The organism is Sphingorhabdus sp. M41, assembly GCF_001586275.1.
Classification (GTDB): domain Bacteria; phylum Pseudomonadota; class Alphaproteobacteria; order Sphingomonadales; family Sphingomonadaceae; genus Parasphingorhabdus.
Genome location: NZ_CP014545.1, coordinates 424,616 through 445,925, shown reverse-complemented (window position 1 = coordinate 445,925; position 21,310 = coordinate 424,616). Strand labels below are relative to the sequence as shown.

Annotated in this window: 23 protein-coding genes; 10 read left to right on the top strand and 13 right to left on the bottom strand. The window is 56.6% G+C overall.

What is annotated here, in order from left to right:
* Positions 1–3: 3 nt before the first annotated feature.
* The 4 genes from AZE99_RS02205 to AZE99_RS02190 all read right to left on the bottom strand — a co-directional run bounded on the left by AZE99_RS02205 (position 4) and on the right by AZE99_RS02190 (position 3,603).
* The gene (locus AZE99_RS02205) at positions 4–1,179 is read right to left on the bottom strand and encodes an acyl-CoA dehydrogenase family protein (RefSeq protein ID WP_156472059.1); all 1,176 of its coding nucleotides are present in this window, start codon (positions 1,177–1,179) and stop codon (positions 4–6) included.
* A gap of 8 nt (positions 1,180–1,187) precedes the next feature.
* Complete coding sequence (locus AZE99_RS02200; protein ID WP_197460282.1) at positions 1,188–2,336, bottom strand: thiolase family protein; 1,149 nt, start codon at positions 2,334–2,336, stop codon at positions 1,188–1,190.
* A complete protein-coding gene (locus AZE99_RS02195; RefSeq protein WP_231862671.1) occupies positions 2,336–2,749 on the bottom strand; it encodes a Zn-ribbon domain-containing OB-fold protein in 414 nt (137 codons plus the stop codon). The genes AZE99_RS02200 and AZE99_RS02195 overlap by 1 nt, the downstream gene beginning before the upstream one ends.
* A gap of 83 nt (positions 2,750–2,832) precedes the next feature.
* Entirely contained in the window at positions 2,833–3,603 is a 771-nt protein-coding gene (locus AZE99_RS02190) for a glucose 1-dehydrogenase (protein ID WP_067197714.1), read from the bottom strand.
* 84 nt (positions 3,604–3,687) lie between these two features.
* Here AZE99_RS02190 and AZE99_RS02185 point away from each other — a divergent pair, with 84 nt between their 5' ends.
* Positions 3,688–4,068 (top strand): nuclear transport factor 2 family protein, encoded by a 381-nt coding sequence (locus tag AZE99_RS02185; RefSeq protein ID WP_067197713.1) that lies wholly within the window; start codon positions 3,688–3,690, stop codon positions 4,066–4,068.
* 16 nt (positions 4,069–4,084) lie between these two features.
* On the opposite strand, the gene AZE99_RS02180 is transcribed toward AZE99_RS02185, so the two are convergent.
* The 3 genes from AZE99_RS02180 to AZE99_RS02170 form a co-directional block, all read right to left on the bottom strand.
* The gene (locus AZE99_RS02180; protein WP_067197711.1) at positions 4,085–5,224 is read right to left on the bottom strand and encodes an acyl-CoA dehydrogenase family protein; all 1,140 of its coding nucleotides are present in this window, start codon (positions 5,222–5,224) and stop codon (positions 4,085–4,087) included.
* Positions 5,225–5,236: 12 nt separating this feature from the next.
* On the bottom strand, positions 5,237–6,448 hold the full coding sequence (locus AZE99_RS02175; protein ID WP_067197709.1) for an acyl-CoA dehydrogenase family protein: 1,212 nt from the start codon (positions 6,446–6,448) through the stop codon (positions 5,237–5,239).
* An 85-nt stretch (positions 6,449–6,533) separates the two neighbouring features.
* Positions 6,534–7,535: an NADP-dependent oxidoreductase gene (locus AZE99_RS02170; protein WP_067197708.1), complete on the bottom strand. Its 1,002-nt coding sequence runs from the start codon at positions 7,533–7,535 to the stop codon at positions 6,534–6,536.
* Between the two features lie 166 nt (positions 7,536–7,701).
* Between AZE99_RS02170 and AZE99_RS02165 the strand changes: the two genes are divergently transcribed.
* The 4 genes from AZE99_RS02165 to AZE99_RS02150 all read left to right on the top strand — a co-directional run bounded on the left by AZE99_RS02165 (position 7,702) and on the right by AZE99_RS02150 (position 10,986).
* Positions 7,702–8,817, top strand: a complete 1,116-nt coding sequence (locus AZE99_RS02165) for a thiamine pyrophosphate-dependent dehydrogenase E1 component subunit alpha (RefSeq protein WP_335339224.1) — start codon at positions 7,702–7,704, stop codon at positions 8,815–8,817.
* Positions 8,814–9,815, top strand: coding sequence for an alpha-ketoacid dehydrogenase subunit beta (locus tag AZE99_RS02160; protein WP_067197706.1), 1,002 nt, complete (start codon positions 8,814–8,816; stop codon positions 9,813–9,815). The genes AZE99_RS02165 and AZE99_RS02160 overlap by 4 nt, the downstream gene beginning before the upstream one ends.
* 6 nt (positions 9,816–9,821) lie before the next feature.
* Positions 9,822–10,055, top strand: a complete 234-nt coding sequence (locus tag AZE99_RS02155) for a biotin/lipoyl-containing protein (protein ID WP_067197704.1) — start codon at positions 9,822–9,824, stop codon at positions 10,053–10,055.
* Positions 10,056–10,173: 118 nt separating this feature from the next.
* Positions 10,174–10,986 (top strand): helix-turn-helix domain-containing protein, encoded by an 813-nt coding sequence (locus AZE99_RS02150; RefSeq protein WP_067197702.1) that lies wholly within the window; start codon positions 10,174–10,176, stop codon positions 10,984–10,986.
* A gap of 3 nt (positions 10,987–10,989) precedes the next feature.
* Here AZE99_RS02150 and AZE99_RS02145 read toward each other — a convergent pair whose 3' ends face one another.
* Both AZE99_RS02145 and AZE99_RS02140 read right to left on the bottom strand, forming a co-directional pair.
* On the bottom strand, positions 10,990–11,403 hold the full coding sequence (locus tag AZE99_RS02145) for a PaaI family thioesterase (protein WP_067197700.1): 414 nt from the start codon (positions 11,401–11,403) through the stop codon (positions 10,990–10,992).
* Between the two features lie 11 nt (positions 11,404–11,414).
* On the bottom strand, positions 11,415–12,995 hold the full coding sequence (locus AZE99_RS02140; RefSeq protein WP_082788195.1) for an aromatic ring-hydroxylating oxygenase subunit alpha: 1,581 nt from the start codon (positions 12,993–12,995) through the stop codon (positions 11,415–11,417).
* Between the two features lie 179 nt (positions 12,996–13,174).
* On the opposite strand from AZE99_RS02140, the gene AZE99_RS02135 reads away from it, so the two are divergent.
* From AZE99_RS02135 to AZE99_RS02120, 4 genes are read left to right on the top strand one after another with little or no spacing between them, the layout of a single operon-like run.
* A complete protein-coding gene (locus AZE99_RS02135) occupies positions 13,175–13,804 on the top strand; it encodes a glutathione S-transferase family protein (RefSeq protein ID WP_067197696.1) in 630 nt (209 codons plus the stop codon).
* On the top strand, positions 13,801–14,349 hold the full coding sequence (locus AZE99_RS02130; protein WP_067197694.1) for a VOC family protein: 549 nt from the start codon (positions 13,801–13,803) through the stop codon (positions 14,347–14,349). The genes AZE99_RS02135 and AZE99_RS02130 overlap by 4 nt, the downstream gene beginning before the upstream one ends.
* Entirely contained in the window at positions 14,350–15,135 is a 786-nt protein-coding gene (locus tag AZE99_RS02125; protein WP_067197693.1) for a ThuA domain-containing protein, read from the top strand.
* A 32-nt stretch (positions 15,136–15,167) separates the two neighbouring features.
* A complete protein-coding gene (locus AZE99_RS02120) occupies positions 15,168–15,926 on the top strand; it encodes an SDR family NAD(P)-dependent oxidoreductase (RefSeq protein ID WP_067197691.1) in 759 nt (252 codons plus the stop codon).
* Positions 15,927–16,007: 81 nt separating this feature from the next.
* Here the strand turns inward: AZE99_RS02120 and AZE99_RS02115 are convergent, their stop codons facing one another.
* Together AZE99_RS02115 and AZE99_RS02110 are read right to left on the bottom strand one after the other, a co-directional pair.
* Positions 16,008–16,751, bottom strand: a complete 744-nt coding sequence (locus AZE99_RS02115) for an enoyl-CoA hydratase/isomerase family protein (RefSeq protein ID WP_067203185.1) — start codon at positions 16,749–16,751, stop codon at positions 16,008–16,010.
* A 114-nt stretch (positions 16,752–16,865) separates the two neighbouring features.
* Positions 16,866–18,452 (bottom strand): fatty acid--CoA ligase, encoded by a 1,587-nt coding sequence (locus AZE99_RS02110; protein WP_067197689.1) that lies wholly within the window; start codon positions 18,450–18,452, stop codon positions 16,866–16,868.
* Positions 18,453–18,600: 148 nt separating this feature from the next.
* Between AZE99_RS02110 and AZE99_RS02105 the strand changes: the two genes are divergently transcribed.
* Positions 18,601–19,398 (top strand): sugar phosphate isomerase/epimerase family protein, encoded by a 798-nt coding sequence (locus AZE99_RS02105; RefSeq protein ID WP_067197688.1) that lies wholly within the window; start codon positions 18,601–18,603, stop codon positions 19,396–19,398.
* Here the strand turns inward: AZE99_RS02105 and AZE99_RS02100 are convergent.
* Together AZE99_RS02100 and AZE99_RS02095 are read right to left on the bottom strand one after the other, a co-directional pair.
* Positions 19,383–20,657 (bottom strand): serine hydrolase domain-containing protein, encoded by a 1,275-nt coding sequence (locus AZE99_RS02100; RefSeq protein ID WP_067197686.1) that lies wholly within the window; start codon positions 20,655–20,657, stop codon positions 19,383–19,385. The two genes, AZE99_RS02105 and AZE99_RS02100, sit on opposite strands and share 16 nt — an antisense overlap.
* A 10-nt stretch (positions 20,658–20,667) precedes the next feature.
* On the bottom strand, positions 20,668–21,309 hold the full coding sequence (locus tag AZE99_RS02095) for a 3-oxoacid CoA-transferase subunit B (protein WP_067197685.1): 642 nt from the start codon (positions 21,307–21,309) through the stop codon (positions 20,668–20,670).
* Position 21,310: the final 1 nt, after the last annotated feature.

Sequence of the window (21,310 nt, the reverse complement as noted above, 5' to 3'; positions counted from 1 at the left end):
ATATTATCCTTCATTCGCAATCTTATGGGTTTTCTTTATTTTCTTGGCGAGCGACCATTTGTGGACTTCGGTCGGTCCGTCATAGACACGGAAAGCCCGCACTTCGCGGAACACCTGCTCGACCACGGTGTCCTTGCTGAGGCCCGTGCCACCCATGACCTGAACGCAATTATCGGCGATGCGGAACAAAGCCTCAGAGACTGCAACCTTGGCCATCGAACTTTCGGTCGTTCCCAATGCCCCGGTATCGAGAACCTTGGCACACCAGTCGATCATCAATTCCGCCTGCTTGAGGTCAATCTGATTTTGCGCCAGCATGAAGCCGACACCCTCATGATCGATCAGCGGCTTGCCAAAGGCCTGCCGTTTGCAGGCATAATCCACAGCAATTTCCTGCGCCCGGTCACAGCAACCGAGCCAGCGCATGCAATGGGTCAGGCGGGCCGGGGACAATCGCACTTGCGCATATTTGAAGCCTTCACCGCTTTCGCCCAGCATCTGGTCTGCAGGAACGCGGAGATTATCAATATTCACCACCGAATGGCTACCTGGCATCGAGCTGTCGATCGTGTCCAGCACCCGCTCGATCTTGATTGCGGGATCCGGCAGGTCGACGAGAAACATGGTCGCGCCTTCGTCTGACTTCGCCATGATGATCCCGACCTTGGCGCCCTTTGCACCGGTGATGAAAGTCTTGCGTCCGTTGATCACCCAATGATTGCCATCTGGTTTTGCGGTCGTTTGCATCATCATCGGATCAGAACCCGCGCCATTTTCACTGGCTGGTTCGGTCATGAAGAAAGCGGAACGCTCCCTGCCGGATACCAGTGGCTCCAGGAACCGCTGCTTCTGTTCCGGCGAAGCGCATTTCCCGAGCAGATACATATTGCCCTCGTCCGGCGCGAACGTGTTCACCGCCAGCGGCCCCAGCGGCGAGAGGCCGGACTTGCGCAGCACAAGAGCCGTCTCGAGATGGGTCAGATGGCTGCCATCTTCGCGAATATGAGGTGTCAGCACGCCAGCCTTTTTCGCCAACGCGCGCATTTCCTGAACCAGTTCATCGGTCGGGCCATGGTCTTCGCACCGCTCGTCTTTTTCATAGGCAAATATTTCATCACGGACAAATTTCTCTACCCGCTCGGCGATGTCATGCGCCTCGGCACTGATTTCTTTGGTCATCGAATCTCCTATCTTTGAAGAATCGTTACGGCAGATACGCCCGGAGCGCCATAGACTTGGGTGTAAGCCGTTTTGGGATTGCCGGGTACCTGCCGCGCGCCAGCCGTTCCGCGCAATTGCACGACATTCTCGTAAACCTGTCGCAAGCCCGAAGCGCCAATCGGCTCGCCACAGGCCAGGCAACCACCATCCGTATTTATCGGCAATTGACCGGTGATGTCGCTGCGTCCCTCGAGCAGCCACTGTTCCTGCTCGCCCGGTTTGCAAAAACCGTTCTCCGCCATATGCATGATTTCTGCGCCGGATTCCGTATCCTGCAATTGTGCGATATCAATATCTTCCGGTCCCATACCAGCCTGTTCAAAAGCTGCCTTGGAAGCAATCCCGGTTGCCGTACCGCCTCGCTCGTTGTCGATCGATGCAGCGAACACCTCGAACGAGCCCGGAGGCCGTGTGCGCATCACCGAAGATTTGAGCCGGATGATCGGCACGCCCAACTCCCGGGCCTTTTTCTCGCTCGCCAGAATGAGCGCCACGGCGCCTTCCGCCGGCGAACAGAACATATATTTGGTCAGCGGATCGCAGATCATCGGCGCATTCATGATCGTATCGAGATCGACCTCGCTCCGCCGCCAGGCATGGTCGGTTTTCACACCGTTGCGGAATGCCTTTTCAGCAACCCTGCCGAGCGTTTCGCGGCTGATGTCATGCTCGTGCAGATAGCGCATGATCTTCGCGCCGAAAAACTGCACGGTCAGCATATAGCCCGCCTCGCCATACCAGTTGGGCAGGCCATAGGCTGAAGGATCGGCGTTGAAAGCACCGCGCGGATGTTTGTCGAAACCGACCGCCATGCCCATTTCATATTCACCCGACTTGATCGCGCTGACCGCTGCGTTGAGCGCCGATCCACCGGTTGCGCAGCCATTCGAGACATTGATAAACTGAATGCCGGTCAGCCCCAGTTGCGACACCATATTGTCCGCACTGCCCGAGGCCGCCGAGCCGCCAAAGGCGAACTCGACATCTTTCCATTCGATGCCGCTGTCGGCCAGCGCCTGCCGGACAGCGAAAATTCCCTGATCCATGCCGTCGCGTCCTTCGGTCCGGCCAAAGGGATGGATACCTGCTCCCACGATGCAAACGTCTGACATGATTATTCTCCCTGAACAGGTTTGAAGGCATGGATGAGCTTCTGCTCTTCCAGCGGCGCGTCGGGATCCAACGGGATCACCGTAAATTCCACCTCCATGCCGATCTTGACATCATCCGGTTCGACGCCGGTCAACCGTGATTCCACCATCGTCTGGCCGGGCAAGCTGACATAGGCGACCACATAGGGTTTGAATCTTTCCGGATCGGTAGGTCCGATATAGGGAGGCTTGGGCGGAAAGCGCTGGACCGTATAGGTCCAGACGGTCCCGCGCGTACCGAGCGTGACCGGTTCGATATTGTCATCGGGGGTTAAGGGTAGCGGAAAGAATATCTGCCCGGTTTCCCTGTTCCGCGCGCCAATGAGCGCACTCATGTCCTCGGTAAACAGATTGTCGGCAATCGGTTGTGCACTCACGAAGATCTCTCCCTTTTCTGCTAGTCCTATAAGGGCGAAAGCGGCCGGCAAATAACTGCCAAAACGGCTAGGGTGGATGGCCGCTAATAGCCAGGATGGACCGCCAGCATGCCGCCATCGACCAGCAAATCGCTGCCGGTGACAAAGCTGCTGTCATCGCCAGCCAGATACACGGCAGCCGCAGCCAGATCACTACCTTGCCCGATCCGGTTCATCGGTGACATGGCGGCGGCCATATCGAACATGCCGGGAACGGTCTCCGCTGCCGTATCAATGATAGCAGTATGCGTTGCACCGGGAACCAGATTGTTGCACCGGATGTTCAACCCACTCTGCGCGCAATGAACGGCGACCGATTTGGACAGCATCCGCACCGCGCTTTTGGAGGCCGTGTAGGTCACATCTCCGGGGAGCGCCGCGAAGGCGCTGGTCGAAGCGATGTTGATGATCGAACCACAGGAGCCGCCGGGATTTTGCTTCATCGCGGCAATCGCCTTCTGGCACCCCAGCATCACGCCGGTCAGATTGATGCCCAGCAAATGGTGCCAGCTTTCCAGATCGACATCCTCGATAGTCTTGCCGATCACGATTCCGGCATTGTTGACCAAGATATCAAGCCGGCCAAATTCACTCCGCGCCTTCTCCATCACTCCATCCCAGGATTGCGCGTCGGACACATCCTGCGCCATGAACAAGGCGCCCGCTTCCTCCGCAACCGACCGGCCGAGGGCTTCCTGTACGTCGGTAGACAGCACTTTGGCGCCTTCCCGGACAAAACGCTCGACGGTCGCGGCACCGATACCCGATGCGCCGCCGGTGACAATCGCAACCTTGCCTTCCAATTGACCCGTCATATTCTTCTCCCTATCAAATTCGGCAGAGGCTTATCCTGCCCCGGCACTCTAGTTCCGGCATGTTCCAAAGCGAAAGGATGCTCGATGCTCACTCCGGAATATATGAAGCAAGTCGTCGACCAATATCTGGCTGCGATCAACGACGGCGACATGCAGGCGGTCATGACAATTTATGCCGATGGCGCTGCGGTCGAGGACCCGGCTGGCACTGAGCCCAAGCGTGGCGATGATATCCTGCAATTTTACACCAATGCCTTTGCCGGCGGCGCGAAAGTCGAACTGACCGGACCCGTGCGCCTTTCGGCAAAAGCGGCGGCTTTCCCTTTTCGCGCCGAAATCAATCAGGAAGGCGGGCAGATACTGGTCGTGGAAGTCATCGATATTTTCGAATTTAATCCAGACGGAAAGGTGATCAGGATGACGGCTCATTTTGGTCCTGCCAATGTGACGGTCAGAAACGCCTAGATCGCGCCACCTCTGATCAAAAGCCGGAATTTCTTGCCCAGCGATCACTGTGGAATCCGGCGTCGCCAAACATCTGCTGGGCGACATGGACACGCTTGAAATAGAGCCCGACATCATATTCGTCCGTCACACCGATCCCGCCATGCATCTGGATCGCTTCCTTTGTCGCAAGCTGCGCGACCTGGCCGGTCTTGGCCTTGGCCAGCGAACAGGTCATGCCAGCATTGTCGAAATCCGCGTCAAGATCCTTGAGTGATTTGAGCACCGCCGATTTCATCATCTCGATTTCGGTCGCCAGATGGGCGGCCCGATGCTGCAATCCCTGGAAAGAGCCTATTTTCTGGCCAAATTGCTCGCGTTCCTTGAGATAGTCAGTGGTTACCCCGAAAACCTGCTGGGCCGAACCGGACATTTCCGCGCTGAGCACGGCACGACCGGCCGACAATATGCCTTCCAGCGCGCCATAGCCGCCGTCCAGTTCACCCAATATGGCATCGCCGGTGACTTCAAGACCATCGACCACAATATTGGCAGCATTGCGGCTGTCCACCATCGGCGTGCGCTCGCGGACGATTTCCGGCGCATCTGCATCAACCAGAAACAGGGTGATACCATGCGTATCGCCTTCCTCTCCCGATGTTCTGGCAGCGATTATCAATCTGTCAGCGACATGGCCATCGGCGACGAAGGTCTTGGCCCCGGAAAGGGTGAAGCCATTGCCCGATGGTTCGGCGGAGAATGTGATCCGGCCGGGATTGTGCCGCGGACCTTCATCGACAGCCAGTGCAAATAAACTCTCGCCGCTGCTGATCGCTGCCAGATTTTCCTCTTTCTGTTTCTCGGTGCCAAATTGCTGGATGGCGGTCGCGCCCAGAACGGAAGTGGAGAAAAAGGGCGATGCGGTCAGATTGCGTCCCATTTGTTCCGCGAGCACGCCGGCTCCGACATAGCCGAAACCACTGCCGCCATGTTCTTCTTCCACGATGATTCCGGCCCATCCCATTTGGGCCATCTCTAACCAGAGTTCACGGCAGAAACCGTCCGCCGGCTTGCTGTCGCGAATCTTCCGGAATGCAGCGACCGGAGCCTTTTCCGCCAGGAACCCACGCGCCGCATCCTGCAGCATTTCCTGTTCTTCGTTGAGTATCAGCAGCATGACTAATTCGCCCTATTGGCTCGGCAATCCCAAGACACGCTTGGAAATGATGTTGAATTGAACTTCGGTGGTGCCGCCAAGGATGGAATAAGCCCGATTGTAGAGCCAGTTATTGGCGAGGCTGCCATATTCGATGCCGTCTTCGCCAATGATTGCTGCGGTCGTGCCTTCAATCTCCATGCGCAATTCGGTGCCGCGCTTGGTAAGTTCCGAGGCGGCATATTTCAGCATTGACGATTTGGCACCCAGGCCATTGCCGGCATTGGCCTCGTCGGTCATCCGCTCGACCGTGAGATTATAGGCCCAGTTGTCGAGTTCGGCTTGCACGATATTCTGCCGAAGCGCGGGATCATCAAGACGCCCGGTGGCATCCAGACCGATTTTCTCCGCGGCAAATTTACCCAGATTTTCCGGTCCGGTGGTCCCGCGCAGCGGTGACATCGTGCCGAGCATGCCACGCTCGTGGACAAGCAGATTTTTCGCCACATCCCAGCCGCGATTAATCTCCCCGACAACCGATGCATTATTGTCGCCATAGCTTTTCGGCACTTTGACATTGTCCAGAAACGTTTCGCAAAATGGCGAATGTCCCGAAATCAGCACGATGGGTTTCACGCTGATCCCGGCCGTCGCCATATCGAACAGTATGAAGGTAATCCCCTGATGTTTCGGAGCATCGAAATCGGTGCGCACCAGACAGAATATCCAGTCCGAAATATCCGCGTTGGATGTCCAGATTTTCTGGCCGTTGATCAGCCAGTGATCACCCTTGTCCTCGCATTTCGTTTTGAGAGCAGCGAGATCCGATCCGGCACCCGGCTCGGAATAGCCCTGGCACCATCGGATTTCTCCGCGGGCGATCCCGGTCAGATGCTGTGCTTTTTGCTCATCCGTACCATAAGCCAGCAATGCGGGGCCAAGCATCGAAATACCGAAATTGTTGAGCGGTTTGCGGGCGTTGATTGCCTGCCGCTCTTCGTCGAGGATTTTGGCTTCCTCTGCAGAAAGTCCCGCACCGCCATATTCCTTTGGCCAGATCGGTACAGTATAGCCTTTCGACAAAGCGCGTTCGAACCATATTTTCTGCGCCTCGGACTGGAACTCCCACAGGCGGCCGCCCCAGCACTGGTTTTCTGCAGTAATATCCCCGTCACGCATTTCTTCGGGACAGTTTTTGTCCAGCCATGCCCGCACTTCCGTGCGGAATTTTTCCGTATCGCTCATGACCTAACCTCTCGTGACAGCATGTCATATGTCAGCCTGCACGATGCGGGCACTGCGCATTTAGTTAGCGATATCATCGTCTGCATCAGTCCAGACGGAGCATCTGCTTGCCGAAATTCTGGCCTGCAAACAAGCGTCTCAGGGTTACGGGGATATTGTCAAACCCCTCCTGAATATCTTCCTTGAAGGTGATTCTTCCTTCCTTGATCCACTGCCGCATGCGTTTTTGCGCTTCCGGAAATTCGCTCGCATAATCGGATACGATAAAGCCCGACATGCTTGCCCGCTTAAAGATCAGGTTGAAGTAATTTTCGGGACCAGCCGGCATGTCTCCCTGCTCGTAGCGGGAGATACCGCCGCAGATCGCAATGCGTGCGTGCATGGCAATATGGGCCAGCGCATCATTGAGGATCTTGCCGCCGACATTGTCGTAGAAGACATTGATCGACTGGGGACAATGTTCCTTCAGTTTTGCCCGAACATCGTCATTCTTATAGTCAATCGCCACATCATAGCCGACCTCGTCGGTCAGCCATTTGCATTTTTCTTCCCCGCCAGCGATGCCAATGGTCCGACAGCCTGCAATCTTGGCAATCTGCCCGACCATGGAACCGGTGGCACCGGCCGCGCCGGAGACGACAACCGTATCACCCGGCTGCGGCCGGCCATGTTTCAACAGACCGAAATAGGCTGTCATCCCGGTGGTGCCGAGCGCGCCGAGATTTGCGGCAAGCAAATCATCATCGGAAATCTTGTTCAATTCACCGCCGGGAACATGCGCATAATCCTGCCAGCGCAACATGCCCATGACCTTGTCGCCAGCCGAAAAACCGGGATGGCGCGACTCGATGACCGTGCCGATGCCCGATCCGCGCATCACTTCGCCAATTTCCGTGGGCGCGACATAACCACCGATATTTTCCATCCAGCCCTTTTGCGCGGGATCGAAACCCAATATTTCGTTCTTCACCAGCACATGGCCTTCGGCGCATGGCGGCACCTCGGTGACGGCTTTCTTGAAATCATCATCCACCAGTCCGCGTCCCTTCGGACGTCCGTTGATCAGCCATTGCCTATTGTCGGTCATTTTTTCTCTCCATGGGAAGACTTGCAAGCCTGTTAGACGGATTCTTCCGGTCAACCGAACTGCCAGCTTTGATAGCTGGCGGATCGAACATATCGATTGCACTCAGCTTTCCTGCGGGTTCCTCGGCCATGATCCGCGCTTTTCGGCCCTAGTCCGGCGAGCAGCAATGTCCGGTCTGGGTGCCGCATTTTCGCGGCTCACTCCCTATAACAATAGTGGCGGGCCGGGCCGCTGGCGCTATGAAGTTTGCAAGGAAAGCGTCCCCTTCAGAGGGCCGCAGTGCAAAGGAGCAAAGCCATTGGCCAATAGTGACATGGCGGACAAAGACGTCCTCGTTGATATTTTCACCCGTGCCGACCTGATCATGCAATCGGATATCAAATTCCGCCAGATGATCGGAGCGGGTCAGCTGCAAATCGTCTATTATCCCGTGCGCGGACAGGAAGTTGTCTCATCGGCAATGATGGCAGCGGTGAACAAGGAAGATTATCTGGTCACGATCTATCGCGGTTTGCATGATCAGCTGGCCAAGGGCATTCCCTCGAAGGATCTCTGGGCAGAATTTGCCGGCAAGATGGCCGGAACTTGCAAGGGCAAGGGCGGACCGATGCATATCACCCATCCTGAAACCGGTGTGATGGTGACCACGGGCATTGTCGGTTCCGGCATCCCGATTGCCAATGGTCTCGCGCTAGCCAGCCAGCTGGACAAGGATGGCAAGGTCACGGTCTGCTGCTTCGGCGATGGCGCGACCAATATCGGCGCCTTCCACGAGGGGCTGAACATGGCGCAAATATGGAAACTGCCAGTCATTTTCCTGTGCCAGAACAATCTCTATTCCGAACATACGCCGATGGCATTTGCGACCAGTTCGGATTCAATAAAGCAGCGCGGCGAAGGTCTCGGCATGCGTTCGGTGCAGGTAAACGGCAATGATGCCAGCGCCATGTATGCGGCGGCAAAGGAAGCGGTCGAATATGCGCGGGCGGGTCATGGACCGACATTGATCGAAGCGATGACTTTCCGTTTCCACGGCCATCTGCTGGGCGACACCAGCCATTATATTCCGAAAGAGGAAATGGAGCAGGCGAAAAAGGATGATCCGATGCCGGTCCTCCGCCAGCAGCTGCTCGACCTGCAGGTCAGCGAATCCGATATCGCCGCAATCGAGGCAAAAAATGCCGCGATCATAGAAGAAGCATCGCAATTCGCGCTCGATGCCCCTTATCCTCCGGGCGATGAATATCGTATCGATGTCCTCGACGTGGAGATAGCAGCATGAGCGATACAGCCGAAAAACCAAAAGAAATCATGTTCGCTCAGGCCTGCAACATGGCCTTGGCCAAAGCAATGGCGGACGACCCCAAGGTCATATTGATGGGCGAGGATATCGCCGACGAGCAAGGCGGCGGCGTGTTCAAGGTGACCCTCGGGCTATCCGAAAGATTCGGTACTGACCGCGTCCGTTCGACCCCGATTTCCGAACAAGCGATTGTCGGCGCGGCGGTCGGTTCCGCCATGGTCGGCTACAAGCCGGTTGCGGAAATCATGCTGATGAATTTCATCACCGTGGCCATGGACCAGATTGTCAATCACGCGGCCAAGCTGCGCTTCATGTCCGGCGGCCAGACAACCGTTCCGCTGACCATTCGCACCACCACCGGTGCCGGCACCGGTCTCGGCGGGCAGCATAGTGACATGCTCGAGGCGTGGCTCGCCCACGTACCCGGCCTCAAGGTTGTTGCTGCCTCCAATCCGGCCGATGCTTATGGTCTGCTCTATTCCTCGATCATGGATCCCAATCCGGTGATCTTCATCGAGAATACGCCCGGCTATTTCGTCAAAGGCCCTGCCCCTGCGCCCGATCACGTGGTACCGCTCGGCAAAGCCTCTGTCCCGCGCGAAGGCACAGATATAACGCTGATCGGCTATGGCAGCAGCATCAGCAGATGCCATGGTGCAGCAGACAATCTCGCGAAGGATGGTATCTCCTGCGAGATTGTCGACCTTCGCACCATTGCCCCGTTCGATGAAGAAACGGTGCTGAAAAGCGTCGCCAAGACCAGGGCTGCGGTCGTGGTCCACGAGGCGGTCAGGAATTTCGGCGTCGGCGCGGAAATTTCCTCTCGCATCCACGAAGAACTGTTCTCCGAACTGAAGGCCCCTGTCGGCCGAGTGGGCTCTGGCTATGCGCCGGTCCCCTTCTCCCCAGCGATCGAGAAGGCCTGGATGTTCAATCAGGACGATGTCGAACGCGAAGTACACAAGATCTTAGGGTAAAACATAATGGCTACAGAAATACGGATACCCAAATTGGGGTTCAGCATGGAATCCGGCATTCTTGCGGAATGGCTGGTCGAAGACGGCGCGGATGTTACCGCGGGTCAGGAGATTTACGCGCTGGAAAATGAGAAATCGACCCAGGAAGTAGAATCGCCGGCAAGCGGAAAACTGAAGATCATCATCCAGGCTGATGGCGAAGAATATCCGGTTGGCGAATTGATCGGCACGATCGAATAACCAGGGCCAGAAGGCTCTGCCACTCCTGTCATTATCGTTAGGAATGTTTGGTTGACTACAAAACCAAACAACGCGACACAAAGCAAATAATAATAAGCGTCGCAAGGAGTAGAGCTGGATGGCCGAGAATTTTATTGCCGAGATTCCCGAGATTGGTCGCAAACGATTTCGTGAAAATGTAGACAGCGTAACCATTACCAACCCGGCGGAAATTCGTCCCGCTGCCGAGGCTGTTCACAAAATAGCGCAATCCTATGGATTCAGAATAGCGGTATCGGCCGATATTTCATCCAAGGCCCATCTCGTCGATGCCGAGGGTAATTTGATCAACAAGGATGTGTTCGGCTGGGTGGCGGAAGGCGAGCGCTGGTGGGAAGATACCCGGCTGGCGCTGAGCTCTCCCCTGCCGAGGGCCTGCCGCTACGAAAGCGAACCCGTCTGGTGCAATGCCGAGGGTTTTCACGGACATTGGCCGAATGAATATCTCGACAAGATCGATCTCAAGGATTTCTACGCTCAGTCCCAGACGTCCAAATCCCACATATTGATTCCCGTACACTTGCCATTCGGACAGATCGCGGCCGTCAGCTTCTCGACGCTGGAACATGGGATAACCGACCTCACCGAAGCCTACCGGCTCTATTCCGATTTTTTCGGGATTGTCACCGGACGGTTCGTAACCGGCTATGTGCTTGCCATGCGTGAAAAACATAGAATGCCGGCCAATTGCATCCTGTCCAAGCGCGAAGCCGAGTGCCTGCACTGGGCCGCAATCGGCAAGACTGACAAGGAGATCAGCATGATCCTGTCGCTCAGCCACGCGACGATCCGCTATCATGTCAATCGGGCGGGACAGAAGCTCAACAGCGTCAACCGCGGGCAGACGATATTCAAGGCCGGCCAGCTGGGTTATCTCGGCGCGACTGACTAAAGTCTATTTCCGCAATATCGCGAAGACCGCACTCATCGTCATCAGCACCGCATCGCCGCAGACAATCCGTCCGCTGCAATAAGCGGTGCGCTTGCTCATTCGATCGATCAGGCAATAGGCCTCTACCCAGTCGCCCAGTTTTGCCGCGGCAAGATAATTGGTGTTCAGATTCATCGTCGCGACCGGCAGACGGGGCCGCTCGGCTTCGTGGACCTGCAGGCTCAGGGCAACATCGGCGAGCGTTCCCAGAACACCGCCATGCGCAACATTGATATGGTTGATTTGCCCCTTATGGATCCGTGTCCCCACGACAATCCGATCTTCATCGGATCGCACATAATAGGGCCCGGCCATGTCCAGAAACGGGCTGGAAAATCTCGCTCGGTCAAAACCGGTCGGGACATTGTCCCCAGACATATTATCCAAGGTCAGGCAGCCACTCTCTTCGGACTTTTTGGCGGCTCCTCGGAATCCAGCCACAGGTTGAGCGTCTCGTGAAAATGCCGGAGCTTTGATTCCTGATATTGCGCGAATAGCGACACGCCGTTCGGCTGGCTTCTGACGCCTTTTTGCATGGCTTTGTGATTGAGATAATCCTGATTGAAAATCTTGTTCAGATAACTGCCGAACTCGGTCGCCTCGGTATAATCATCATGCAGATCAAGAAAGGTACATTTCGCCGGTTCGGGTCGCTCGGCTCCTTCGGGCAGCGCCACCATGAACATGACCTCGTGCAAAGATTGCTCCGGGTTGTCGCCATCGGGCCGGAACCGGTAGAAGATCGGATTGAAATCCGCCCAGGGGCTGATGTTTGGAAATACGCTGTAGAAAATCGCATCGACCAGATCGGCATCGCTGATATCATCGACCATATCGCCCCACGTCGGACGCATTTCCTCGCGTCGCGCCTGCGCCGCTTCATCCCGCATGGCATGTGGGGAAACATCGCTGTGGACCATCGGCATATTTTCATCAGCCGGCGCGATCTTGCCCGCAATCCAGTTACACATATGCGGATCGGCTGACTTTAAATCACCCTCGATATAATTGGCTTCCATATCGAAAATGCCGCTCTTGCCGTTGGGCAGAGAGACTTTGACGCGATTCTCTTCCAATCGTTCAAACTTGTGCTTGCTGATCGGATGGATGAAGCTCTGGAAAGCTTGCTGATCCGGAAAGGCCGTGGGATCGGGATTGACCAGATCGGTATGCGGACTTGGCTGGCCGTGGGCCGACATGGCCCGGGAAAAATTATGCCAGACATCATATTTACTGTTCGCGTCGGCGAAGGCCGGCATCAATTCCGGATGGGTGCCAACCACATGATAGGATTCCATGAAGGCTTCCTGCGCAATTTTCCAGTTGCACGGCAACCGCTTGACCATATGCGCAGCTTTATAGCGCCGCTCGAAAGGGATCTGGAAATGGCGGTCGATATCGCCGAGAAAATCTTCCAGAGGTTCGCAATTCGGATCCGGGTTGATAAACACGAAACCGCCCCATTCACCGACACTCACTTCCGGCAAGCTGTGGGTTTCCTCGGTCACGGACGGGAAATCCCACTGACAGGGCACTTCCTTCAATTTGCCATCCAGCTCCCAGGACCAGCCATGGAAGGGGCAACGCAGCGCCTTCTGGCCTTTCTTGTGATTGTCGCAAATCGCCCGCCCTCGATGCATGCAGCTGTTCGGAAAGGCCTTGATCTCGTCTTCGGAAACCCGGACGATCAGATAGGAAAGCTCGGCAATATCATAGACATGAGTATCGCCAACTTCCTTTATATCATCCTTGTGACAGGCCATTTGCCAGACGCGCTTCCAGAGCCGTTCAACTTCGCGATCATGCTCTTCCTTGGTCCAGTAACGGCTGACCTCGACGGTGGTGACACCCGGTTCCATCGGCGATTCTTCAAGAAAAATAGCCGGTGGTGCGACTTTGTCGCCTTCCAGCAATTCGGTATAGGAAATCCCGTTCGACCGATTATGTCCGGTTAAAGTCTCAACCATCATCTTCTCCTGAAAACTAAACGTCTTTGTTTCGATCAAAATAACCTAAACAAGCGGCTCGGCCACTAGTGAATCTGGCAGCATCGCCTGTTGTTTTTGAGAGGTTAGAACTCGGCGATTACCTGTGTATCCTTGCATCAGATAGAGATGGAAGCGAATCCGTCCCGAAGGAGAAATTTCAAGTGAAGCTTTATTCCAGCCTTGGTCCCAACCCCCGTTTCATCCGCATGTTCATTCTCGAGAAGGGTCTCGACGTCGAACGTGTGCATATCGATATCCTGACGGCGGAAAACCGGCAGCCGGAATTTGCGGCCAAGAATATTCTCGGCACGACGCCGGTGCTCGAGCTGGACAATGGCTTCATGCTCAGCGAAATCATGGCGATCGCCGAATATCTCGAGGAAATACATCCCGAACCCGTGCTGATCGGATCGACCGCTCAGGAGCGCGCGGAAGTAAGGATGTGGACCCGGCGGATTGATCTGGAAATAGCGGTTCCGATGACACTTGCCTTCCGCGGCGGCGCCGGCCGGCCGATGTTCGAACCAAGGATGGACGTGGTTGGTGCCGAAGGCGCGGCCGATCTGTCGCGCATGTCCGACAATAAATGGAAATGGCTCGATGGTCAGCTCGAAGGCAAGGACTATATCTGCCAGGACAGATTCACCATGGCCGACCTCATCGCCTATTGCTTTATCCAGTTCGGCTATACCGTCGGCTGGTCGCTGCCCGAAGGCACGGACAATCTGGCGAAATTCGTCGACCGGATCGGCCAGCGGCCATCCTCGAAAGTCTGGCAGGACAGCGAATGAGCGAGAAACCTGCCTCGCTCGCCAAGCTCGGCACGATCATGCAGATCAGCTATGTGCCGGACGACTATGATGCAGCGCTCGATTACTGGACACAGAAAATGGGCGCGGGACCGTTTTTCCATACCGAGAAAGTCGAGGTGGAAAATGTCAAATATCGCGGTGAGGCGTCCGATATCCAGTTTTCGATGGCGATCGGCTATTGGGGCGATATCCAGGTCGAACTGATCCGCCCGAATAATGATGCGCCGTCGATGTTCAGGGACTGGCGGGAAAAGGGACTGAAGGGCGTGCAGCATCTCTGCCTGATCGTAGATGATCTGGACTATGCGCGCGCGCTCACGCAAGAGGCGGGCGGCGAAGTGATCCAGGAAGTCAGCCTGCCCGGCGGTGTTGGCGGTGCCTTTTACGCCGATTATGGCGGTGGCCCGGGCACGATCATCGAATATTTGCAAATCCCGCAGGCCGGCCGCGATGGCTTCGCCGCCATGCGCCAGGCGCATCTCGACTGGGATGGCAAGACAAATCCAGTAATAGGAAAAATATAGATGAGCGAAGCGCCAGAACGCCGCCCCGACCAGAAGCCGATCCAGTGCGTGCTGGTCGCCGCCGGCAAATATCATGACATCAATTACGCCCGGCTCGAAGTGATGAAATTGCTCGCCGAGGATGACCGCATCCGGGTGCGCGTGTTCGAGGACTATGAAAATCTGGAGGCGATCAGCAATGCAGATTTTCTGGTCAGCTACACTTGCGATCTGCAGCCCAGCGATGCAGCACAGAAAAATATTCAGGATTTCGTCAACGGCGGTGGCCGCTATTTTGCCCTGCACGGAACCAACGCGGTTCTGAAATTCCTAGACAATGGTCTGGTCGATGCGCCGGATGAAATGCCGGTCTTTGCCGACACGCTCGGTACCCGCTTCCTGTCCCACCCGCCGATCATTCCGTTTACCGTCGACAATGCCCAGCCGGATCATCCCTTGGTCAAGGGCATCCCCAGTTTTGAAACCGTCGACGAGCAATATCTGGTCGAAACCCGTGCCGAACTCGATGTGCTGCTCGACACCGAATATAATGGCACCGACGATATCAGCGGCTTCGTCCACAGCGACATCCCCAAGAGCCGCCATCCCGTTTTCTATATCCGCCGGATGGGCGAAGGCGCCGTGCTCTATCTGACCATGGGCCATTGTCGTGGCCATTATGATATGGAGCCAGTGCTCGACTGGTGGCCGGAAGTCGACCGGTCCGGCTGGCAGCAGCCGATTATCTATGATCTGCTCCGCCGCGGCATCGGCTGGAGCTGCGAACCGGCCATAGCAAAATTCTAACCCCGATTTCACGAAACATATAGGAGAGAAAAATGGATTTAGGACTCAAGGGCAAGAAAGTCATTCTCACCGGCGGAAGCCGTGGCCTCGGGCGCGCTGCGCTGGAACATTTTGCAGCGGAAGGCGCTGATGTCGCTTTCTTTTCGCGCAATGCCGAGCAAGTCGCGACCGCGAAAAAGGAACTCGAAGCCCATGGCGGCAAGGTCTTCGCCGATGCGCTCGATATGACCGATCTTGATGCCTACGCCAAATGGCTGGACAAGGCCGCTGGCGATCTCGGCGGCTGCGATATCTTCGTCCACAATGTCAGCTCATCCGGTGCCGGCGCGACCGGCGACTGGGACGTGACCTTCCAGACCGACATCCTCGGCGCGGTCAGGGCGATGGAAGTTCTCGAACCCTATCTCGAGAAATCCGACGATGGCAGCGTGATCTTCATGTCTTCCACTGCAGCCTTCGAAACCTTCGTCGCCCCACAGGCGTTCAACGCGATGAAAGCCGCGCTGATCACCTATGGCAGCCAGCTCAGCCAGGCGCTCGGCCCCAAGGGCATCCGCGTCAACATGGTGTCCCCCGGTCCGATCAAATTTCCCGGCGGCAACTGGTCGCAGATCGAGAAGGGCATGCCGGAATTTTACGAAGGCACGAAAGCCGGCTTTGCCTTGGGTGATTTCGGTACCGCTGATGACGTCGCCCGCGGCGTCGTCTTTCTCGCCAGCCCCGCGTCCAGCTACACCACCGGCGCGCATCTGGTAATCGACGGCGGCTTCACTAAACGGGTCCAGTTCTAGCTGGCAAGTACGACGAATATGAATATCCGGCGCGTGGCTATGCAGCCTGTGCGCCGGATAGACCGCTGATACCAACCGCGCCTATTTGCCCTTGCCAGTGAACGCCCGGATCCGCTGATGCATATCGGGGCCATGGCCTTCGCTCTCCATCACTTCCCATTGCAGCCCTGCATCGAGCGGGCCACCATCGGTGGCCTCCAGAAGACGCTTGTTCGCCGCGTGCGAGAAGCCGGAATTGGCGACAATCTTTTGCGCCAGCGCTTCGATCTCGGCATCAAATTGATCGAGCGGCACCGCATATTCTGCCAGTCCGATGCGCACCGCTTCTTCGGCGTCGATCATGTCGGCGGTAAACATCAGTCGCTTGGCGGTCGCAATACCGACCCGGCGCGGCAGGCGCTGGCTCATCCCCCAGACCGGAGTCAGCGCCCATTTGGCATGGGTGTCGCCAAACCGCGCGCTGTCCGCTGCCAGAATGAAATCTGCCGCCAACGCGACTTCGAGCGCCCCGGTATAGCAATGGCCGTGCACCGCCGCGATCACTGGCTTGGGCAGCTTTTCCAGCATCCGCAGGGTTTCCGAATGCCAGCCGCGCGACGGCACCGCTTCGCCCTCCGCGATGTCGCCCAGATCGTGGCCCGCCGAAAAGCATTTGCCTGCGCCGCGCAGCACTACACAGCCGATATTCTCATCTTTCCGCAGATCCTCGACATGACCGCGCAGCTCCTTGAACATCGCAACAGTCAAGGAGTTAAGCTTGTCGGGACGGTTCAGCGTCAACAGCGCCCAGCCATCCTGATCTTCCCGCAATACGAGATTCGTCATAGCATCACTCCCATCCATTTGCTGTTCGCCCTGAGCCTGTCGAAGGGCGCCTGGCCCAATGCTTCGACAGGCTCAGCAGGAACGGCGCTACGTGCAACATCCGGTCATTCTCGATCAGTTGACCGCCCGGTCCTTGCCTTCCCAATAAGGCGCGCGCAGGTCCTTGCGCAAGATCTTGCCCGAGGGATTGCGCGGCAGGGCATCGATGAAATCGATCGACTTCGGGCATTTGTAACCGGCAATGCGGGTCCGCGCATCGGCGATCAGCTCGGCCTCGGTCAGTTCCTGCCCCGCCTTGACGACGACGCAGGCCTTTACCGCCTCGCCCCATTTTTCATCGGGTACGCCTATCACCGCTACATCGGCGACCTTTGGATTGGCGTAGAGCGCATTCTCGACTTCCGCTGGATAGACATTTTCACCGCCTGTAATGATCATGTCCTTCAGCCGGTCCTGGATATAGAGATAGCCCTCTTCGTCGAGATAGCCTGCATCGCCGGTACGCAGCCAGCCATCGCCATCGATCGTTTCGGCCGTGGCTTCCGGACGGTTCCAGTAGCCCTTCATATTCTTGGCCGACCGGGTGGATATTTCGCCGATCGTGCGTGGCGGCAAAGGCTCTCCGCTTTCCGGATCGATGATCTTGATCTCGACACCAGGAAGCGGCGTACCGACCGAGCGCATTCTCTCGTTGCCGTTCACATCATGATCTTCAGGATTGAGCGTGGTGATCGTACCCGATGTTTCGGTCATGCCGTACATCTGGACAAAGCCGCAACCGAGCACATCCATCGCCTGTTTCATCAGCTCGAGCGGAATCGGCGAAGCGCCATAGGTGATATATTTGAGATTGGAGAAATCGACATCCCTGGCCCGCGGATGATTGAGCAATATCTGAATCGCCGCCGGGACCATGAAGATCTTCGAGATATTATATTCCGCAATCAGGTCCAGTGCCTGGGTCGGGTCATATTCCGGCAGCACAATGGCGCTGCCGCCGGTGTACATCACTGCCAGCCCGGTACCGGTGCCGCTGATATGGAAGCAGGGCATGGCGAGCAAGGTGATTTCACCGGGGACCGGCTTTTGCCAGTCCATCATATCCTCTTCGGCGATTCCGGCGCTGCGCGAAGAAAAGATCGAGCCATTGGTCATGATCGCCCCCTTGGGATGACCGGTCGTGCCCGACGTATAGAGCTGCAGGGCATCATCGTCTTCCGCGCAGACAACCATCGGATCCTCGTCAGCGAAACCATCGCGCCAGGCAGGATAGCCGGGATAATCCCCCTCCGCTTTCTCGCTACCCAATATCAGTTGGACGTGATCCAGATCCTTTTCGATCTTGCCAGCCAGATCATCAAAACCCGGGCCGACGAACAATATTTTAGCCTGACAATCATTCAGGACATAGGCGACTTCGGGCGGAGCGAGTCGCCAGTTGACCGGCACCATGACCGCGCCCAGCTTGGCCGCACCGACCAAGATTTCAAAATAGAGATGGCTGTTCTTCCCCATATAAGCGATCCGGTCGCCCTTGCTGACCCCTTTGGACGACAGGGCCTGCGCCGCCCGGTTGCTGCCGGCATCCAGCGCGGCATAGGTCATCTCGTCACCTTCAAACGTGAAGACCACCGCATCCGGCTGTTCCTGCGCCTGAAATCGCACTACGTCGCCAATGGAAATAATTTCTTCTTCGGTCATATATACTGTCCTCTTTGCGCGATTCTGTGATCGGCTTTTTCATGGGATACATAGACAGGCCATGATATGATACAGCCTAGCAGATTGACTAGCCGCGCGGCCCTGAATCCGGTGGCAAGAGAGGCTCTTTCTGTTCTAGGGTCGAGCCATGCGCAAACTGGCATTGCACCAGATAACGATGACGGAGGGCGGACCGGACAATCTTGTGCGCTTCGCCGCCGAAACCGGGCTTGACGGCGTCTGCCTGTTCACCAGCACACCGCTTGATGCAAATGGTCGGGACATGTTCCCGGTGGTTGATCCAACAGCCGCACCGTCGTTCAAGCGCCTGCTTCGCCACCATGATGTGCGGATCATCAACGCCGAATATTTTCCAGTGATGGCGGAACTTGATGTTGCACAATATCTTCCCGGCATCAGTCTTGCCGCTAAATTGGGTGCGAAACGCGTGGTGACCCATATCCACGAATCCGCTAAGCCGCGCGCGGAAGATCAGTTAACAAAATTATGCACAATCGCTCTGGATCACGAACTGGAAGTCGGCCTGGAGTTCACCGGTTTTGCTGCCGGTTGCAACAGCCTGGCGAACGCTATTGCCTTGCATGACAGAGTGGATCAGCCCAATCTGAAGATCGCGATTGATGCTCTGCACCTCTTCCGTACCGGCGGCACGCTTGAACAGTTGCAGGCGATAGATCCGGCGACCATCGGCTATGCACAGCTGTGCGACGGGCCGGATTTCCGATTGTCGAAGAATTATCTGGATGAAGCGATGAACCGGATGATCCCCGGTGAAGGAGTCTTTCCGCTAAAAAAAATGGTCGCCTTGCTAGGGCCTCATGTCGATATCGACATTGAAGTGCCTAACTTCGCCAATCCGGCAAGATCATCCGCGAAGCCATGGGCTCAGCGCGCCGTCACGGGCAGCCGCTATTTATTCGATTGAGACGAAGGGGCCGCAGGCACTTTGGGCGGGGGCAAGTCCGACAGATTGAGCCACTTATTGCCGGACTGTCCATAATAGCTGTCCAGCACCGCAAATGGCAGACGGAACGGGCGTCCCCAACCACTGTTCCACATCGCAATCACGCCCGTGTGCGCGGCCGGGTCGAAGATCAATGTCGAGCGAAACCCATCCACCGCACCGCTATGCCCGACCAATTGTCGGCCTGCATAGGTAAAGCTGCGCCAACCGAGACCATAGGATGGCTCGCCGAGTGCGCGGGCGAGATCGCCGCTATAGGGACGCCTGGTCCGGACCAGCGGCGCATGGGCCAATGCCAATGTCTCATCAGACAGGACATCCTTATTCTCGCCCATTTGCGCGCGCAGCCAGCGCGCCATATCGACAATATCGCTGCTGACGCCGGCGGCTGCGGGAACCCGCCAGTAGGATTCCGACAGCGTTCGCACTTCATCACCGCGATGGGGTCGCGCCCATCTTTTCGCGCCGGTCAGGCCGACCATGCCAAATTGCGCGCTTTTCATGCCGAGCGGCTTGAACAGCTGCTTTTGCACCGCGTCAGAATATAGGGTTCCGGCAGTCTGTCCCAGGATCTCGCTCGCCGCATCAAAGGCAATATTCTGATAGCTGTGACAGGTGCCCGGCACGCATTGCAATGGGGCTACGCCGAGTTGCGAGCGGAGCAGACCGGGATCCTGACCATCTTCCAGTTTCGTATCATAGGCGTTTTTGGTAAGACCAGTTCGGTGCGACAGGAGCTCTGCCAAGTTTATCTGCGACTCCGCTCCCCCAGGCAGCCTGAGTGACGAGTGCCAGGCGCTCAGCGGGGTGTTAAGATTGAGCTTGCCTTCTGTCGACAATTTTGCGGCAAGCGAACCCGCCACGCCTTTTGAAACCGAGGCCCAGCGGAACACCGTATCCGGCATTACGCGTCGGCCGCTGCTTTTGTCGCTTACACCATAAGTACCAATGAAACGGAGTTCACCTTCCTCCACGATCGCGACCGCAAGCCCGGCCATTTCCGGCTGCGCCGCCAGAAGCGTGAAGTCGCGATCGAGATCACGATAGGCAATCTTTCCCTGCCAGTCGTCAGGTTCGACTGGTAGCTTGTTTTCGCCTTCTGCTTTGATCTGCAGCGGCAGCGGAAACCCGCTTTGCTGGTCGACAAGAGCGCGATAACCATACCATCCGACGAGCAACAGACCTGCCAGCCCGAATAGTAGCGCCAAATATCTTTTCACGTTCAGTATCTTATAATGCTATTTCATAAGCCGCTGTGGTTTTCGCCGCGACATCCTCGGCGCTGACTCCCGGAGCCAGTTCGATCAGCCGGAACGGACTGTCATGGTCGGGGCGCTGGAACACGCATAGATCGGTGATGATCATATCGACGACATTGGTACCGGTCAGCGGCAAGGTGCATTGGGGAATGAACTTCGGACTGCCGTCCTTGGCGCAGTGATCCATCACGACGATGATCTTCTTCACACCGGCAACCAGATCCATTGCGCCACCCATGCCCTTGATCATCTTGCCGGGGATCATCCAGTTGGCAATATCGCCATTTTCCGCAATTTCCATCGCGCCCAATACGGTCAGATCGATATGTCCGCCGCGGATCATGGCAAAGCTGTCGGACGAGCTGAAATAGCTCGACGAGGGCAGTTCGCTGATCGTCTGTTTGCCGGCGTTGATCAGGTCGGGATCAATTTCCTCCTCATAGGGAAACGGTCCAATACCGAGCATACCGTTCTCGCTTTGCAAGGTGACCTCCACGCCCGGTGGGATATGGTTGGCGACCAGCGTCGGAATGCCGATCCCGAGGTTCACGTAAAAGCCGTCATGCAGTTCCTTTGCCGCCCGAGCGGCCATTTCATCGCGAGTCCAGGGCATA